Genomic DNA, 15,584 nt, shown 5'->3' with positions numbered 1-15,584 from the left:
TGTCGCGGGTTGTTTAATGGCCGGAAGCGTCCTTGTGGTTGTCCAGCGTATCGAGCAAGGCAACTTGCATCCGCGTGTGTACGCGGATGAACCAACGCCAGAGCAGCGCCGCTACAGCGGCCGCCACCACGGCAATCAGCACCAGTAACTTGTTGGTTGGCAAAATACTGGCCGACAAGGCTGCCAATAGCAGGAAAATCACCAGCAGCGAGAGAATCGGGATCACTTCAGCGATCACCCGACGCACTCGTTGCGTGTGACGACCGGCCATCTCGGGTTTCACGCCCATTTCTGCCAGTAACATCGAGAGCGCCTTGAGCTTGCGATAGGCAGCGATCAGGAATGGCAGCGACAACAACAATGCCCCGCCCCAAATCAACGCTTTTTGCCAGCTCGGATCGCTGATCCAGTCCTGCAAGTACGTAGAGATACGCGCGGCGAAAAAAGCGCCCGTGAAGAAGATCGCAATCACCAGCGCCAGATTGACCCCCACCTGCAACAGAATCCGCCGAATCATCGATGCCAGCAGCGCGCCCTCGCCTTGCGGCTGGATGCTGCGCAACCATTCGCCATACATGCCGAAAACCCGCCCCAGTCGTTGCGGCATGACGGCTGCCAACTTGATCGACAGCGGATCGGCCGCGCGAATCAGGTATGGCGTCAGCAGCGTAGTAATCACCGACACAGCGACTGCAACCGGGTACAAGAAGTTACTGGTGACCTGAAGCGTCATCCCCAGCGCCGCAATAATGAAGGAAAACTCCCCTATCTGTGACAGCCCCATCCCAACCCGAAGGGACGTGCGCCCGTCATTGCCGGCAATAAACGCTCCGAGGCCGCAGGACAGCATCTTGCCGAGCACCACCGCCACGGTGATAACCGCGATTGGCCAGGCGTACTGCAGCAAAATCATCGGGTCGAGCATCAGCCCGATGGCGACGAAGAAAATTGCACTGAACAGATCCCGTACCGGTTCGATCAAGCGCTCAATTTTCAGCAACTGCCGGGATTCCGCCATGATCGCGCCGATCAGGAATGCGCCAAGCACCATGCTGTATTCGAGTTTGACCACCAGTAAGCAGAAGCCGAAACACAGCCCCAGCACGGTGATCAGCAACATCTCGTTGCTTTCGAATTTGGCGACATAGGCCAGCAGTCGCGGCACCAGCAAAATACCGATGACCAACGCAACGATCATGAACAGTGAGAGTTTGCCGACCGTTGAAAAAACCTCACCGGAGCTGACGGTGCCGCTGACCGCAATGCTCGACAGCAAGGCAATAATCCCGATCCCAAGAATGTCCTCGACGATCAACACGCCAAAGATCAACTGCGCAAAGCGCTCGTTCTTCATCTTCAGGTCGTTAAGTGCCTTGACGATGATCGTGGTCGAAGAGATCGCCAAAATCGCCCCCAGGAACAACGAATCCATGGTGTTCCAGTCAAACCAGCGGCCGATTTCGTAACCGATCCAGATCATCAGCACAATTTCGAGGAACGCCGCAATAAAAGCCGTCGCGCCGACTTTGAACAGCTTGCGCAGGCTGAACTCCAGGCCCAGGCAGAACATCAGGAAAATCACCCCCAGTTCGGCCAGGGTCTTGATGGTTTCTTCATCGTGGATCAGTCCGAACGGCGGCGTGTGCGGGCCGATAATAAAACCGGCAACAATGTAGCCCAGCACCACCGGCTGTTTCAGCCGATGAAAGAGCACGGTCACCACACCCGCAACCAACATGATCACTGCCAGATCCTGGATAAAACTGATGGCATGCATGGCGCGGGCTCCTTAGTGAACAATCGCTCAGCCGTCAGTCGCGTGAAAGATCTGACTGAGCTGGGGTAAAAATCCGATTTAGGTGTAGGAATCGCCCTTGGGGTGGGCTTTTGCAGGTTAACACCGCGACTTCCGGCGCAAAGGCGGTGCAATATAAGGAAACAGATCGATTGGGCGTGACGGCGACCACGCGCCCGGCGTCCCGATAACGGTGGTTTAAAAAACCGACCAGGCATCCGCAGAGGTGCGCCCCCACAAACCTGCCTTGAACCGTGAGTACGCTATGGAACCCGGAAACGCCCAACTGTCGATGACGGTATTGATGACCCCCGACATGGCCAATTTCTCTGGCAATGTTCACGGCGGCACCCTGCTCAAATATCTCGACGAAGTGGCCTATGCCTGCGCCAGCCGCTACGCCGGCCGTTATGTGGTGACCCTGTCGGTAGACCAGGTGATTTTTCGTGAACCGATCCATGTCGGCGAATTGGTAACCTTTCTGGCGTCGGTCAACTACACCGGCAACACCTCGATGGAGGTGGGCATCAAAGTGGTGACCGAAAACATCCGCGAGCGCTCGGTGCGCCACACCAACAGCTGTTTCTTCACCATGGTCGCGGTGGATGATCAGCGCAAACCAGCCGCCGTCCCACCGCTGCAACCGCAAAACAGCGAAGATAAACGCCGCTTCATGCAGGCGCAGCAACGCCGGCAGATTCGCCAGGAGTTGGAAAAGCGTTATCAGGAAATCAAAGGCGACGCTTGAGGTCTGCGGATAACGTCAGATAGCCATCGCGAGCAGGCTCGCTCCCACAGGGCAACCGGATCGAACACAGCTTCTGTGTCCACGCAGATCCGGGTGGGAGCGAGCCTGCTTGCGATGGGGTCGATGCAAAATCAGAGACTGATCGCAGTCGCTTCAAACCGCACTCGCGGATGCGCGATTCGGTCTTGCGCGCGCACCAGCTCCAACTCGTAGCTGGCGCACGCTTGGGTTTCGAGCAGCACTTCATGCACCGCTGCTGCCGCAAACTCAAAAGCCGCCACCAGGCTATCGCCCAATAGCACGCGGGCCAGGAACATTCCGGATGTCAGGTCGCCAACACCCACCGGTTGGCGCGGAAAAGCCAGCAGCGGACGACGCAAGTGCCAACTCTCATCGGCCGTTACCAGCAACATTTCAAACACCTCAGCCGGTTTTCCGGGGTAATCCAGGTGCTTCACCAGCACGGCTTTCGGCCCACGGGCGAGCAGTGCCCGCGCCATGGCCAGGCAATCGAACAGTGACTGCGGCTTGCGCCCCGAGAAGCTGTCCAGCTCCAACTGATTCGGGCACATGAAATCCGCTACCGCGGCCGCCTCTTGCAGCAGGAAATCGCTGACCTCGGCAGGCACGCTGCAACCCTTTTCAGGATGACCCATCACCGGATCGCATAAATACAGGGCCTTGGGATTCATCGACTTGATGCGCGCGACGCCGGTCAAAATGGCACGCCCCTGGGCTGCACTGCCCAGATAACCGGACAGCACCGCATCGCAGTTCCCCAGTTCGCCAATGGCCGCGATCCCTTCCACCAACTCGGGAATCTGCAACGGCGCCAGCACTTCGCCGGTCCACTGGCCATATTGGGTGTGGTTGGAAAACTGCACGGTATTGAGCGGCCAGACGTTCACCCCGACCCGCTGCATCGGGAAAACCGCGGCGCTGTTGCCAGCGTGGCCGAACACCACGTGGGACTGGATGGCGAGCAGATGGGGCGTACGTTTCATGCGGTGATTTTTCCGTCAAACAAATGAAATTCGAGCCGCGCAGTATGCGACTAAACGCAGCCTGTACGACAGACCGGCGACACAGTTAAGCTGACGCTATCTTGTTGGAGCAACCTGTTGATGCTGACCCTCGGAAATATCTTCGTGTTGATGCTGCTCGCCACCGGTGGCGCATGGCTATGGCACAACCACGGCTTGCGCGAGCGTGCATTGGAACGCGTCAAACAGCACTGCAGCAAGCTCGGGATCGAGTTGCTGGATGGCAACGTGGCCTTGAAAAAAATCGCCTTCATCAAAGATGCAAACGGCCGGCGGCGCCTGGCACGAGTGTACAACTTCGAATTCACGGTGACCGGTGAAACCCGGCACAACGGCACCATCACCCAGTTCGGCGCCCACAGCGCACTCATTGAGCTGGCGCCCTATCCGATGCCGTTCGACGACACGCCAGCGGTGGCCGAAGTGGTCAAGCCACGAGCGCAAGTCATCGAGCTGAGTCAATGGCGGCAAGAACACACCAAATGGCGTCCCTGATTTAAACAGGCGTCGACCGGCAGTCGGCCAGCGATTTTTTTAGCGCCTCGGTGTCCTGCGGCGTACTGAAAATCAGTTCCAGTCGTGAATCCAGCCGCCATTCACTGGCGCGCCATTCAAGCGGCAAATTATCCAGCGCATTCGCCGACACCCAACCATCATTGCTGTGGATAACCAGCTTCGCTCGCCGCCAGGCAAAGCTTTGCAGCCATCGCTCAATCGATTCTTTAGCGAACATCTGGCTCGGATGCCAGCGCCAGCCAATACTCCAGCCGTCCTGTTGTGCCTGGCTCAAGCAAATGGGCAGTGCCGGATCAGTCCACAGGGCAGGCAACTGAGCCACACCTTCAGGCGCGATAAAGTTATCCACACCCGCCACGGCCTGAGCATCAAGCCCCGGTAACTCCCGCAACGGCAACCGGGATTGTTGCGTCCAGTACATCGCACGCGCAGGTAACCGCGTGATGATCCGCTGCCTGGCGTCTTCGTCGAGATTTTCAGACTTGTTCAGCAACAACAAACCGGCGATGTTCAAAGCGTCTTGTTGCGACTCGGGCAGCGACTTGCCAGCCGCAAGCGCTTGCGCATCCAGCACCAATACGCAGGGCTGAACCGCCAACACGCCTTTCCACGGCGCCTCGGTTAACTGTTTGAGCAACTGCACCGGATGCCCGAGCCCGGAGGGTTCGATGAACAAACGATCGGGTCGCGCCTTGCGCAGTAAACGGCCTAGTCCGATCTGGAATGGCGCACCGTTTACGCAACACAAACAACCGCCGGCCACTTCACCCAGTGCGATACCATCGGCGTCCCGAGTCAGCAGCGCTGCGTCGAGGCCGATCTGACCGAACTCGTTGATCAGCACCGCCCAGCGCTCGCCCGCAGGCCGCTGCGCCATCAAATGCCGGATCAGGCTGGTCTTGCCTGCGCCCAATGGCCCGGCAATGATGTGAGTCGGAATGTTCTGCAACATGGTCAATGTTTTCTGAGGAGATAAAGGATGCGGTGGTTGGGATTGTCGTTGCTCTTGGCGCTGAGTTCCGGCGAGGCGCTGGCTCAAGCATGCGTGGTACATAGCACGGCAGAACGACTCGACGTGAAAGTCTGCCAGCAGAACCGCAACATCCCGCCAAAGCTCTTCGCCAACGGCTTCTGCCAGCCAAATCTGCCCGGGCAAAAAGTTGACGTACGGTACGTCGACCAATGCCCCAGCGGCGCATTTGGGGTCTGCAGCAACGCGCAAGTCGCCAATATGCCTTACCGCCAGGATATTCACTATTACGGCGTGGCAACGGACGCGGCGTATTTGAAGCCGTTCTGTGAAGCCCAGAGCCAGGGAAACTGGCTAAAACCCTGACGCCTCAGGCCAGCCAGTCGAGGGTCAGGATCAAACGGCGCTCGCCCGGTGCCAATTGCGGAGATCGGTGGATCAAACCGAAACCTTCGTTGCCGTGCCACTTCTCGCCTTTGAGCAACGCCACTTCACCGGTGAGTGTTTGTTTAATCAGCGAATCCTGCACAGGCTCCGCCGCTGGCATACCTAATTGCCGACGATCCATGGCGCCTTCCTTCAGCCATTCACTGCCGACGCCGGCGTACGTGGTAATCAACCGCACCGGCACATGATCGACGTGAAAACGCGGGCACATGGCCTTGTCCAGAATGCGTAAGCGCAAGCCAACACGCTTGGCGCCCAACAGGCAGGCAAATGCACTGACGAGCCAGGAAACGTCAGAGATGAAGCCTTCGTAGCCCTCCAGATCACTGCAGTCTGAGGCCAACCCATGCAGATTGGGTTGGGCGTGGTCATCGGGTAATTCCAGCACCAACGCTTGCGCCAAAGGCTGGTTCAGTGACAGTAATAAATGACCAAAGTCTTCGACTTGTGCCGCAAGCTTGCGTTGCCAGACCGCCAGGTTGACGCCATCGTCCAGAATCGTAGCCAGCGTTTGTACCGTGTCGGCTTGAACCTGAAGAATAACCGGGCGCCGTTTCAAAGTGCTCGCCAACATCACGCCGCCGCCTCTTCATGCCACGGGCCAAATGGATCGGGCAGGTGTCGCCAGCCTTCGACGCCCGATGCCATTTCATCATCGTTCAGCAGGCAACCGTCGAGCTCTGCGGTGAGTTGCACGAAGTCGATATTCTGGCCGATGAACACCAGTTCCTGACGGCAATCGCCACAGGCGGCGGTCCAGTTCTGCATGATCCCGGCGGTACTTTCCGCGTCTTGCGGCCATTCGGTTTTCGGCACGAACCGCCACCAGCGACCAGCAAAACCGTGACGCATCAAGCCGCCCGCCTGTGACCAACTGCCGGCCTCCATGTGCTTGGTGGCCAACCAGAAAAACCCTTTGGAACGCAGCAATTTGCCATTGACCCACGGCCGATCGATAAAGTCGAAAAAACGCTGGGGATGAAACGGTCTGCGCGCTTGGTAGACCTTTGATGCGATGCCGTACTCCTCGGTTTCCGGCACGTGTTCGCCTCGCAGCTCCTGCAGCCAACCGGGCGCTTGAGCAGCCTTTTCAAAGTCAAAACGACCGGTGTTGAGGATCTTGGCCAGTGCAATTTCGCCCATCACCATCGGAATGATTTCTGCCTGGGCATTCAGCCGTTCAAGAATGGCGATCAGCTCAAGTCGCTCACTGCTGCTGATCAGGTCGATTTTGCTGATCAGAATCACGTCAGCAAACTCGATCTGCTCGATCAACAGGTCAGTGATTGAGCGGTCATCATCCTCACCCAGCGTTTCGCCACGAGAGGCCAGGCTCTCGGCGGCCTGGTAATCGAGCAGAAAATTCATGCCGTCGACCACGGTAACCATGGTGTCCAGCCGGGCAATGTCGGCCAGGCTCTGCCCTGCTTCGTCACGAAAGGTGAACGTTTCGGCGACCGGCAACGGTTCGGAGATACCGGTGGACTCAATCAGCAGATAATCAAAACGACCGTCCTTGGCGAGTTTGCTGACCTCTTCAAGCAAATCTTCGCGCAGCGTGCAGCAAATGCAGCCGTTGCTCATTTCCACCAGTTTTTCTTCGGCGCGGTTCAGGGTGACATCGCGCTGGACCTCGCTGCCATCGATGTTGATTTCGCTCATATCGTTGACGATAACGGCGACGCGCAGGTTTTCCCGGTTACGCAATACGTAGTTGAGCAGCGTGCTTTTGCCGGCGCCAAGAAAGCCCGACAAGACGGTTACGGTTAGACGATTGGGCATCAGGTAATCCTCACGGGAATGCCCGGTCGTGGTGTCGGGCTTAATTAATGTTATATTATAACAACACAATTAAACCAGTCCTCACTTGCCCCGAATGACAAAGGGCCTGATGCTGAGCCCTGATCGCACCTCGAGAATTCCCATGCGTATTGCCCTGAAATTAGTGCTGCTGAGCTTTTCGCTGCTGGTCGCGTTAGACGCTGCCGGGCAAGTTCCAACGCTTGCAAAGTGCACCCGCAGCGCCAATCTGCTGGCCTGTGCAGATGCCGATGGCAACGCGTACAGCGTCAACACCGCAGGCAACACTCTCTACCTGCGGGGCTTCGAAAAACTGGGCAAACGCTATTGGGCTCAAACCAATAGCCGCTACGGCCAACTGACGTTTTTTACCGGTATCGCTTCCGACGGCGAAGCATGGGTCGGTTACAACCGTCGGGTTGGCTGGACCACCATCAATCGATTTTCCAGCTCCGGCGGCAGCAGCGCGAAATTCACCTGCAGCCGAATTGCCGGCTGCTAGGCCTGCGCTTTCCTCTGTTGTTGCCAAGCGATGTAACTGTCGAGTGGCGGATTTTTTTGAAAGTAACGCTGCAACCCTTCAAACAAACCATCGGCCACGGCCTGCTGATGGCGTGCCGTTACCAGCCGCTGACTGTCGCGCGCATTGGAAATAAACCCGGTCTCGACCAGGATTGACGGTACATCCGGCGATTTCAGTACCGCGAAACCCGCCTGTTCCACACGCTTCTGATGCAGCGTGGTAATGCCCGCCAAACTGCCCAGTACGGTGCTGCCTAACTGCAAACTGGCGGCGATGGTGGCGTTCATCGACATGTCCAGAATCACCCCGGCGAGCATCGGATCCTTATCTTTCAGGTTCAGCAAACGGGTGGCACCCAACAGGTCCACACCGTTCTCGCGCTGAGCCATGAACCGCGCCGTGGCCGAAGTCGCGCCACCTTCAGACAGGCAATACACCGAGGCGCCCGACGCGGTGAGACGTGGCGCAGCGTCGGCGTGAACCGAGATGAACATATCGGCGTTGTACTTGTGCGCAATCTCGACGCGTTTGCGCAAAGGCACGAAGAAGTCATCGTTACGCACCAGTTTCACGTCAAAACCCTTTTCGCGTTTCAAGCGCTTGGCCAATAGCTGAGCGATCGACAACACCACGTCTTTTTCGCGCTCGCCTTTAGCGCCCACTGCGCCGGGGTCTTTGCCGCCGTGGCCGGGATCGACCACAACGATGATGTCGCGCTGCGGGTGGGCCTTATCGACGTTTACTGCAGGCACTGAAGCAACGTGCATTGGTGCAGAAGTTTTCAGGTCCAGCACCAACCGGTGGCCCTGGCCATCCTGCGGCGGCAGTAGAAAGCTGTTGAGCTGCACTGGGCCACTGAGGTCGAGGACGATTCGCGTATCACCCTGGCCAAAATGCCCCGAGCGAATCGAACGAATTACTGTATCGACAAGTGCCAGCTGACTGAAGTCGCCGCTGAGGTTAGCGCCGCTCAGATCAATGATCAGCCGGTCCGGGGAGCCCAAGGAAAAGGTTTTGTACTGCACCGGTCCACTCAGGTCGAACACCAATCGCAGCTTGTCATCTGAACGCCAAAGTCGCGCGTTACGAATCTGTGTAGCACCTACAGCAAAGGGCAGCGCGAAGGCCGTGCTGGCCAGAATCAGGTTCAAGAGGTGACGTCTGTGCATGGTGAAGGCTCGGTCATGAAAAAGGCGTAGTGAAATCTTATGTAATAACATAACATGCCAAACCGAACCCTACGATGGACCTCGCTCATGAATGCGCTGACTCTGCCGGATATCGCCGCGCAGGCCTCACGCCAAACTTTGCCACTCGAATGGGTGGGCATGTGCGGCATTGCTCTCCCGGTTCTGCTCGATGGCCAGCGGCTGAGCGCAACGGCCGATGCCGGCGTGAGTCTGGACGATGGTGATGCGCGCGGCATCCATATGTCGCGGCTGTACCAAAACGCAATGTTCCACGTGGAACTAAAAATCGACGTTGCTTATTCCTCTACTTGCCCCTGCTCGGCGGCACTTTCACGGCAACTGATTCAGCAACAATTCATCGACGACTTTGCTCATTCACCTCTGCTACACGCAGACGTATTGGCATGGCTTGGCTCGACAAAAGGTGTTATCGCCACACCCCATAGTCAGCGCAGCACTGCGCAACTACACCTGCATCTGGATGACTATGTGGAGGACTTCCCGCTGATCGCCATCATCAACGATGCAGAAGCCGCACTTGGCACTGCTGTGCAAACGGCGGTCAAGAGAGCAGATGAACAGGCGTTCGCCTTGGCTAACGGGCAGAACCTGATGTTCTGCGAAGACGCGGTACGGCGCTTGAATCTGGGGCTGAAACGTTCACCCGGGATCCGCGCGTTCCATCTTCGCGTGATTCACGCTGAAAGCCTGCACGCCCACGACGCCGTCGCTGAGAGCCGATGGAATGGGGAGTCCGCATGATCCGCTGCCAAGCGTTACGCTGGGGAGCACCCGGTCAACCGCTCACTCCACCCATCGATCTCGAGTTGCCGACGGGCAGCCTTACCGCCGTCATCGGAGCCAACGGCTCTGGCAAAAGTAGCCTGCTAAAGGTGATCGCCGGCCTGCAAAAACCATTGGCCGGAAAAGTCGTCCTCGATGTTCCACGCAAGGGATCTCTGTCGTTTCTACCCCAGCAACAACACCTGGATCGGCAATTCCCGATCAGTCTTCACGAGTTGGTGGCCGCGGGATTTTGGGGTAGCAAACAATCACCGCAGGTCCGCAGCCAACGCCTCGAATCCGTATTGCACGACTGGTGCCTGGGTGGCTTGGAACAACGTCCGTTGATGGCTCTTTCCGGTGGTGAATTGCAGCGCGCCCTGCTCGCTCGAATGAGCCTCGCTGAAGCGCCACTGTTGTTGCTCGACGAACCTCATGCGGCACTCGATGAGTTGGGCCAGGAACTGCTCTGGAGGCATATCCACGACTGGCATGTTCAAGGCCGAACAGTGGTGGTCGTGTGCCATGACCTGGCCGCCGTACGCCAACACATTCCGCAAACGCTGTTAATAAAAAGCAGCGGCTGCGTCCTTGGGCCGAGCATTGAGTTGATCCGCCAACAACCGCAAACACAGGTGGCCTGATGCTCGCTGCCGCTCATTTTTGGCAACCGTTCCAAGAATTCGTTTTCATGCGCCGAGCCTTGCTCGGGGGTTTGGTTCTGGCCTGCAGCACAGCACCGCTCGGGGTGTTCTTGATTTTGCGGCGCATGAGCCTGATCGGTGACGCCGTTGCTCACGGCATCTTGCCGGGCGCCGCTTTGGGCTTCTGGTTTGCTGGCCTGAGTTTGCCCGCGCTGACCATCGGTGGGCTCGGCGCCGGCATGAGCATGGCCGGGATTGCCGCGTGGATAACGCGTCGCACCGGTCTGCGCGAAGACGCGAGCCTTGCAGCGATCTACCCGATTTCACTGGCCAGCGGCGTGCTGATCCTGGGCATCGCGGGCAAACGCCTCGACCTGTTGCACCTGTTGTTCGGCTCGGCATTGGCCGTCGACGGCCCAACGCTAACGGGCATGTTATGGGTGTCGGGGTTCAGCCTGATCGCCATGGCACTGATCTACAAACCCTTATTGCTGGACACCCTCGACCCTCTGTTTTTGCAAACGGTCAGCCGACTCGGTCCCTTGGCCCATGGCGTATTTCTGACCTTGGTGGTGCTTAACCTGGTGATCGGTTTCCAAGCCATCGGTGCCTTGATGGTGGTGGGTTTAATGATGTTGCCCGCCGCTGCCTCACGGTTCTGGAGCCGTCGTTTGCCAGTGCTGATTGCAGTCGGCGCGGTCCTCGGTTGCCTGTCGGTATGGCTCGGTTTGTTGCTGTCGTTTTATTACTCGCTGCCCAGCGGCCCCGCCATCGTACTGGTCGCGGGCGGTTTGTACCTGTTGTCCGTGGTGTTCGGACCGGTGCACGGTTTGCTGCGCCGCCCACCTTTACTCACATCCCTATGAGGTGTTCCCTGATGCGCGCTCTACTTGTGCTGTTCAGTTTGATGGTATCGATGTCGCTGTCCGCGGCGGAGAAACTTCAAGTCGTCACCAGTTTCAGCATCCTCGCCGACATGACTCATCAGGTCGGCGGCGATCACATTCAGATAACCAATATGGTCGGTGCTGATGCGGATGCGCACACCTATGAGCCGACACCGGACGACGCCAAGGCGTTGCTTAAAGCCAAGGTAATAATCAAAAACGGATTGGGCTTCGAGCCATGGCTGGATCGCCTGGTGACCAGCACCGAAACCAAGGCAACGGTTATCAGCGCCAGTCATGGCGTGATTCCTCGCTCACTGGATGAGGACGGCGAGACCGTTCCCGATCCGCACGCGTGGCATAACCTGGCGAACACCGAGTTGTACATCAGCAACATCACCAAGGCATTGATCGCCGCCGACCCCGCCAATCAGGCCGACTACAAACGCAACAGCCAAGCGTACCTGAAACAGATACACGCGCTGCTCGCAGAAGCCAAAGCCAAGCTCGGTTCATTGCCGCCCGGCAACCGCAAGATCGTGACGTCACATGACGCGTTTGGTTATCTCGGCCAGGCTTACGGTATCGACTTCATGGCACCACAAGGGCTGTCCACTGAACGTGAACCGTCGGCCGCTGAAGTGGCCGCACTGATCACCCAGATTCGCCAGGCCAAGGTCAAAGCCGTGTTCATGGAAAACATCAAGGACGCGCGTTTGCTAAAACAGATTGCCGATGAGAGCGGCGCGCATATCGGTGGCACGTTGTACTCCGACGCGCTTGCCGCGACAGGGCCCGCGAGCACTTTTGCCGGACTGTTCGAGTACAACCTCAACACGCTGTACAACGCGCTGAGCACGCCTTGATTGCACAAGGAACAAGCCCTGCAGAACCTTTCTGAAGGGCCCTCCTGGTTCGGAACTCAAGCTCTCGGTTTAACCGTCCCGCAATCCTGACCCAACCACACGGCGCGGCTTTCCAGGCTGCCCTTCTGCTGAATACCGGTGGCATTGAACGTGCCGTTGACCTTGGTGGTGAACTCACGATCACTGAGGAACGTGGCAACACCCGCGCCTTGCGCTTTTGGACAACTGAAGCGGAATTTCCACTGGTTGCCGGTGCGGTCGGTGATCTCCTGTTTGCAGCCTGATTGTGGATCGGTGAGCGGAATATTGTCCGTCTTCACCTGTTCCGGAGTCAGGCATGCCCGGATACCTTTACCGCCCATGGTGATGCCCTGTTTTTCCAGCTGCGCACGTTGTTCCGGCGTCATCTGGCTCTGCAACTGACCGAGGATCAGCTGCAGGTCCGGCAGATTCTGGTCATCGACCTTCATGTTACTGGTGGTCAATTCCCACAAGCCCGGCTGCAGCATCTGCGCCTGAGCAACCAATGGAGTTGCCAAACCAAGCGCCATGGCCAAACCCAGCAGACGAACGTTCATCGTGTAACTCCCTGATCAGTAGTGGCCGTTAGACGTCAGCCGATAGCTTCGGTTCATGGGCCAATTAAATAGCGACATTCTGCACGGAACATGGTCTGTTAAGCACTGAATCTTCAGGAGCAAGGCTGCCCCATGGATTACTTTGGACCGCATATTTTTGGCTACACGATTGCACTGCTCCACTCGCTCGGCCTGATCGCTGCCATCCACGCCGTGCTCACCGTGCGCACCGCCCAAGGGTCCATCGCCTGGGCACTGTCGTTGGTGTTCATCCCCTACCTCACCCTGATCCCGTACCTGGTCTTCGGCCGCAGCACCTTCGATGGTTACATCAAGTCACGCAGGCAGGCCAACGAAGAAATGCGCAAGGCGATCTCCGAGCTCAACTGGCGGCCGTGGGTTGAGGAGGCGCTGACTGCGCGCGCCTCACATGCCTATGCCTCGTTGAGGGCGATGCCCAAACTGGGACGAATGCCGTGTCTTGCGAACAATGAAGTCCGGTTGTTGATCAACGGCGAAGCCACGTTTGAGGCCATTTTCACCGCCATCGACGACGCGAAAGAAGCGGTGTTGATCCAGTTCTTTATCATTCACGACGATCGACTCGGCCAACGCCTGCAAAATCTTCTGCTGAAAAAAGCGGCCGAGGGTGTAGCGGTGTACTTGCTGTTCGACCAAATCGGCAGCCATTCCCTGCCTCACAGTTACGTACAAAAGTTGCGAGACGCCGGTGTCGAGGTCAAAGCTTTCGCAACCCGCAGCGGATGGCTGAACCGCTTTCAGGTCAACTTCCGCAACCATCGCAAAATTGTGGTGGTGGATGGCGTTGTCGGATTCGTCGGCGGGCACAATGTGGGCGACGAATACATGGGCGAAAAACCACCCTTGGCGCCTTGGCGCGACACTCATGTAAAAGTCCGTGGTCCTGTCGTGGCCTGCCTGCAGGAATCCTTTGCTGAAGACTGGTTCTGGGCCGCCCGCTCACTGCCACCGCTGATTCTGCCGGACGTGTATCCGGACGACGGCGTGCTCTGCCAATTGCTCGCCAGCGGGCCGGCAGATGCCTATGAAACCTGTTCGTTATTCTTCGTGGAAGCGATTCACGCGGCAACCGAGCGCGTGTGGATCACCAGCCCTTACTTCATCCCGGACGAAGCCGTTTTCGCGGCACTGCGCCTGGCGGTATTGCGCGGTGTGGATGTGCGACTGCTGCTGCCTTCACGACCAGATCACCGAATCGTCTATGCCGCCTCCAGCCTGTACGCCTTCGAAGCTGTGCGCGCAGGCGTACGGGTGTTCCGCTACCAACCCGGTTTTCTGCATCAGAAAGTGGTGTTAATCGACAGCGAGATCAGCGCCATCGGCAGCGCTAACCTCGACAACCGCTCGTTCCGCTTGAATTTCGAAGTGATGTTGCTGACGGTCGACAGCGTATTTGCCGGCGAGGTGGAACACATGCTTATCGATGACTTCGCCCAATCCCATGAAATCGCCAAAGAAGAAAGCCAGGAAACCCACCGCCTGCAACAAGTCGGCATGCGGGTCGCCCGGCTTATTTCGCCGATACTCTAAGGGTTATAGATGTCGTCGCGAGTCCATGGCAGTTCATGACTTCCATCGGGGTGGGCTTTCACCGCCAGAATCTGGTGCAGATTGATCCAGCCCTTGGCGAATGCGTAAGCACAACCCGCCAGGTACAAGCGCCAGATACGCAACGCCTGGTCTGGCACCTGTTTGGCCGCAGCCTCCAGGTTATCCTCCAGGCGCTCACTCCAATGGTCGAGCGTTCGCGCGTAGTGCAGGCGCAGGCTTTCGACATCGACGATTTCCAGACCTGCTTCGCTGATCTCGGCAGAGATCATGGCCAGGTGCGGTAACTCACCGTTGGGGAACACATATTTCTCGATGAAGTCACCTGCACCGCGTCCCACGGGACGGCCGTCGGTATGTTTGGCGGTGATGCCATGGTTCATCACCAGGCCACCCTCCTTCACCGCACCAAACAGCGTTTTGCAATATTCAGCCAGATTGGCGTGGCCGACATGCTCGAACATGCCAACACTGACGACCTTGTCGAAGCGTCCGTCCTGAGGCAAATCGCGGTAATCGAGCAGTTGCAGCTCAACCAAATCATCCAGGCCCTCAGCAGTCACCCGCTCACGGGCGAGTGCCAATTGCTCTTTACTGAGCGTGATGCCAAACACTTTCGCGCCGAACTCACGCGCGGCATAACGCGCCAATCCACCCCAGCCGCAGCCGACATCGAGCAAGTAATCACCCGGTTGCAACCGCAGCTTGCGGCACAGGTGCCGAAACTTGGCTTGCTGGGCCTGCTCCAGCGTCTCACTGCCGGTCTCGAAATAGGCGCATGAATACGCCATGTCGCTGTCGAGCCACAGTTGGTAAAAGGCATTGGAGAGGTCGTAGTGGTAGGAAATCGCCTTGGCGTCGGTTTCCTTGTCGTGGACGATGCGCACCGGCTGACTGTCCTCGTCACCGAGCAGCGCCTGGCTCCATTCATCACACACACGAATCACGTCGCTGATGGACCCTTCAAGTTCCAGTTTGCCTTCGACAAACGCGGCCCCCAGCAAGTCGAGGCTGGGGTGCGTGAACTGGGAAACCATTTGTGGATCCTTAACCACAATGGTGACGCTGGGCGCCGGCCCCAGATTAAATTCATGGCCATCCCAGAGTCTCAGGCGTAACGGTAACTGCAGATTCTGTAAGGCCGGTGGAAGTTGCGCGAGCATGGAGAATCCCCCTTGTTTCAGACGTCTGATGAGAGGGTAGA

General features: G+C 57.8%; 17 protein-coding genes. 9 read left to right on the top strand and 8 right to left on the bottom strand.

Translation table 11 applies throughout. From position 1 onward, the window contains the following. Positions 1–13: 13 nt before the first annotated feature. Positions 14–1,777 carry a cation:proton antiporter domain-containing protein gene (locus ACQR3R_RS17745; protein ID WP_428273754.1) on the bottom strand — a complete coding sequence of 588 codons (1,764 nt, stop codon included), beginning with the start codon at positions 1,775–1,777 and terminating at the stop codon, positions 14–16. A 283-nt stretch (positions 1,778–2,060) separates the two neighbouring features. Between ACQR3R_RS17745 and ACQR3R_RS17740 the strand changes: the two genes are divergently transcribed. Continuing rightward, positions 2,061–2,543: an acyl-CoA thioesterase gene (locus tag ACQR3R_RS17740; protein ID WP_016772447.1), complete on the top strand. Its 483-nt coding sequence runs from the start codon at positions 2,061–2,063 to the stop codon at positions 2,541–2,543. Positions 2,544–2,674: 131 nt separating this feature from the next. Here the strand turns inward: ACQR3R_RS17740 and pdxY are convergent, their stop codons facing one another. Continuing rightward, on the bottom strand, positions 2,675–3,547 hold the full coding sequence (pdxY, locus tag ACQR3R_RS17735; protein WP_428273751.1) for a pyridoxal kinase PdxY: 873 nt from the start codon (positions 3,545–3,547) through the stop codon (positions 2,675–2,677). Positions 3,548–3,667: 120 nt separating this feature from the next. Here pdxY and ACQR3R_RS17730 point away from each other — a divergent pair, with 120 nt between their 5' ends. Then, positions 3,668–4,081, top strand: coding sequence for a DUF3301 domain-containing protein (locus ACQR3R_RS17730; RefSeq protein ID WP_428273749.1), 414 nt, complete (start codon positions 3,668–3,670; stop codon positions 4,079–4,081). 1 nt (position 4,082) lies between these two features. Here ACQR3R_RS17730 and ACQR3R_RS17725 read toward each other — a convergent pair whose 3' ends face one another. Continuing rightward, on the bottom strand, positions 4,083–5,054 hold the full coding sequence (locus ACQR3R_RS17725) for a GTP-binding protein (RefSeq protein ID WP_428273747.1): 972 nt from the start codon (positions 5,052–5,054) through the stop codon (positions 4,083–4,085). A gap of 27 nt (positions 5,055–5,081) precedes the next feature. Here ACQR3R_RS17725 and ACQR3R_RS17720 point away from each other — a divergent pair, with 27 nt between their 5' ends. After that, positions 5,082–5,438, top strand: a complete 357-nt coding sequence (locus ACQR3R_RS17720) for a hypothetical protein (protein ID WP_428273745.1) — start codon at positions 5,082–5,084, stop codon at positions 5,436–5,438. 4 nt (positions 5,439–5,442) lie between these two features. Here ACQR3R_RS17720 and ACQR3R_RS17715 read toward each other — a convergent pair whose 3' ends face one another. Further along, entirely contained in the window at positions 5,443–6,093 is a 651-nt protein-coding gene (locus ACQR3R_RS17715; RefSeq protein WP_428273743.1) for a DUF1826 domain-containing protein, read from the bottom strand. After that, positions 6,093–7,304, bottom strand: a complete 1,212-nt coding sequence (gene zigA, locus ACQR3R_RS17710; protein ID WP_428274440.1) for a zinc metallochaperone GTPase ZigA — start codon at positions 7,302–7,304, stop codon at positions 6,093–6,095. The genes ACQR3R_RS17715 and zigA overlap by 1 nt, the downstream gene beginning before the upstream one ends. Positions 7,305–7,443: 139 nt before the next feature. Between zigA and ACQR3R_RS17705 the strand changes: the two genes are divergently transcribed. Beyond that, positions 7,444–7,821: a hypothetical protein gene (locus ACQR3R_RS17705; RefSeq protein ID WP_428273741.1), complete on the top strand. Its 378-nt coding sequence runs from the start codon at positions 7,444–7,446 to the stop codon at positions 7,819–7,821. On the opposite strand, the gene ACQR3R_RS17700 is transcribed toward ACQR3R_RS17705, so the two are convergent. Continuing rightward, positions 7,818–9,011, bottom strand: coding sequence for an N-acetylmuramoyl-L-alanine amidase (locus ACQR3R_RS17700; RefSeq protein ID WP_428273739.1), 1,194 nt, complete (start codon positions 9,009–9,011; stop codon positions 7,818–7,820). The two genes, ACQR3R_RS17705 and ACQR3R_RS17700, sit on opposite strands and share 4 nt — an antisense overlap. An 87-nt stretch (positions 9,012–9,098) precedes the next feature. Between ACQR3R_RS17700 and ACQR3R_RS17695 the strand changes: the two genes are divergently transcribed. Genes ACQR3R_RS17695 through ACQR3R_RS17680 form a run of 4 tightly spaced genes read left to right on the top strand, consistent with a single transcriptional unit; the run spans position 9,099 to position 12,212 of the window. Next, entirely contained in the window at positions 9,099–9,794 is a 696-nt protein-coding gene (locus ACQR3R_RS17695; RefSeq protein ID WP_428273737.1) for a GTP cyclohydrolase, FolE2/MptA family, read from the top strand. Beyond that, complete coding sequence (locus tag ACQR3R_RS17690; protein WP_428273735.1) at positions 9,791–10,459, top strand: ATP-binding cassette domain-containing protein; 669 nt, start codon at positions 9,791–9,793, stop codon at positions 10,457–10,459. Before ACQR3R_RS17695 ends, ACQR3R_RS17690 begins: the two co-directional genes overlap by 4 nt. Positions 10,460–10,506: 47 nt before the next feature. Then, complete coding sequence (locus ACQR3R_RS17685) at positions 10,507–11,325, top strand: metal ABC transporter permease (protein ID WP_428273733.1); 819 nt, start codon at positions 10,507–10,509, stop codon at positions 11,323–11,325. Positions 11,326–11,336: 11 nt separating this feature from the next. Beyond that, complete coding sequence (locus tag ACQR3R_RS17680; RefSeq protein WP_428273731.1) at positions 11,337–12,212, top strand: metal ABC transporter solute-binding protein, Zn/Mn family; 876 nt, start codon at positions 11,337–11,339, stop codon at positions 12,210–12,212. Positions 12,213–12,268: 56 nt separating this feature from the next. On the opposite strand, the gene ACQR3R_RS17675 is transcribed toward ACQR3R_RS17680, so the two are convergent. Further along, a complete protein-coding gene (locus tag ACQR3R_RS17675) occupies positions 12,269–12,790 on the bottom strand; it encodes a DUF3617 family protein (RefSeq protein WP_428273729.1) in 522 nt (173 codons plus the stop codon). Positions 12,791–12,922: 132 nt separating this feature from the next. Between ACQR3R_RS17675 and cls the strand changes: the two genes are divergently transcribed. Continuing rightward, positions 12,923–14,362 (top strand): cardiolipin synthase, encoded by a 1,440-nt coding sequence (gene cls / locus ACQR3R_RS17670; protein WP_428273727.1) that lies wholly within the window; start codon positions 12,923–12,925, stop codon positions 14,360–14,362. Here cls and cfaB read toward each other — a convergent pair. Next, positions 14,359–15,543 carry a C17 cyclopropane fatty acid synthase CfaB gene (gene cfaB, locus ACQR3R_RS17665; protein WP_428273725.1) on the bottom strand — a complete coding sequence of 395 codons (1,185 nt, stop codon included), beginning with the start codon at positions 15,541–15,543 and terminating at the stop codon, positions 14,359–14,361. The two genes, cls and cfaB, sit on opposite strands and share 4 nt — an antisense overlap. Positions 15,544–15,584 lie beyond the last annotated feature (41 nt).

The sequence above is a fragment of the Gordonia sp. IEGM753 genome (assembly GCF_050321825.1).
Taxonomy (GTDB): domain Bacteria; phylum Pseudomonadota; class Gammaproteobacteria; order Pseudomonadales; family Pseudomonadaceae; genus Aquipseudomonas.
This window is presented reverse-complemented; position numbering and strand designations above follow the sequence as displayed.

What these genes read in the sequence shown, in the direction of transcription:
- ACQR3R_RS17745 (WP_428273754.1), bottom strand. Translation starts at nt 1,777, where the DNA reads ATGCATGCCATCAGTTTTATCCAGGATCTGGCAGTGATCATGTTGGTT.
- ACQR3R_RS17740 (WP_016772447.1), top strand. Translation starts at nt 2,061, where the DNA reads ATGGAACCCGGAAACGCCCAACTGTCGATGACGGTATTGATGACCCCC.
- pdxY (WP_428273751.1), bottom strand. Translation starts at nt 3,547, where the DNA reads ATGAAACGTACGCCCCATCTGCTCGCCATCCAGTCCCACGTGGTGTTC.
- ACQR3R_RS17730 (WP_428273749.1), top strand. Translation starts at nt 3,668, where the DNA reads ATGCTGACCCTCGGAAATATCTTCGTGTTGATGCTGCTCGCCACCGGT.
- ACQR3R_RS17725 (WP_428273747.1), bottom strand. Translation starts at nt 5,054, where the DNA reads ATGTTGCAGAACATTCCGACTCACATCATTGCCGGGCCATTGGGCGCA.
- ACQR3R_RS17720 (WP_428273745.1), top strand. Translation starts at nt 5,082, where the DNA reads ATGCGGTGGTTGGGATTGTCGTTGCTCTTGGCGCTGAGTTCCGGCGAG.
- ACQR3R_RS17715 (WP_428273743.1), bottom strand. Translation starts at nt 6,093, where the DNA reads ATGTTGGCGAGCACTTTGAAACGGCGCCCGGTTATTCTTCAGGTTCAA.
- ACQR3R_RS17705 (WP_428273741.1), top strand. Translation starts at nt 7,444, where the DNA reads ATGCGTATTGCCCTGAAATTAGTGCTGCTGAGCTTTTCGCTGCTGGTC.
- ACQR3R_RS17700 (WP_428273739.1), bottom strand. Translation starts at nt 9,011, where the DNA reads ATGCACAGACGTCACCTCTTGAACCTGATTCTGGCCAGCACGGCCTTC.
- ACQR3R_RS17695 (WP_428273737.1), top strand. Translation starts at nt 9,099, where the DNA reads ATGAATGCGCTGACTCTGCCGGATATCGCCGCGCAGGCCTCACGCCAA.
- ACQR3R_RS17690 (WP_428273735.1), top strand. Translation starts at nt 9,791, where the DNA reads ATGATCCGCTGCCAAGCGTTACGCTGGGGAGCACCCGGTCAACCGCTC.
- ACQR3R_RS17685 (WP_428273733.1), top strand. Translation starts at nt 10,507, where the DNA reads ATGCGCCGAGCCTTGCTCGGGGGTTTGGTTCTGGCCTGCAGCACAGCA.
- ACQR3R_RS17680 (WP_428273731.1), top strand. Translation starts at nt 11,337, where the DNA reads ATGCGCGCTCTACTTGTGCTGTTCAGTTTGATGGTATCGATGTCGCTG.
- ACQR3R_RS17675 (WP_428273729.1), bottom strand. Translation starts at nt 12,790, where the DNA reads ATGAACGTTCGTCTGCTGGGTTTGGCCATGGCGCTTGGTTTGGCAACT.
- cls (WP_428273727.1), top strand. Translation starts at nt 12,923, where the DNA reads ATGGATTACTTTGGACCGCATATTTTTGGCTACACGATTGCACTGCTC.
- cfaB (WP_428273725.1), bottom strand. Translation starts at nt 15,543, where the DNA reads ATGCTCGCGCAACTTCCACCGGCCTTACAGAATCTGCAGTTACCGTTA.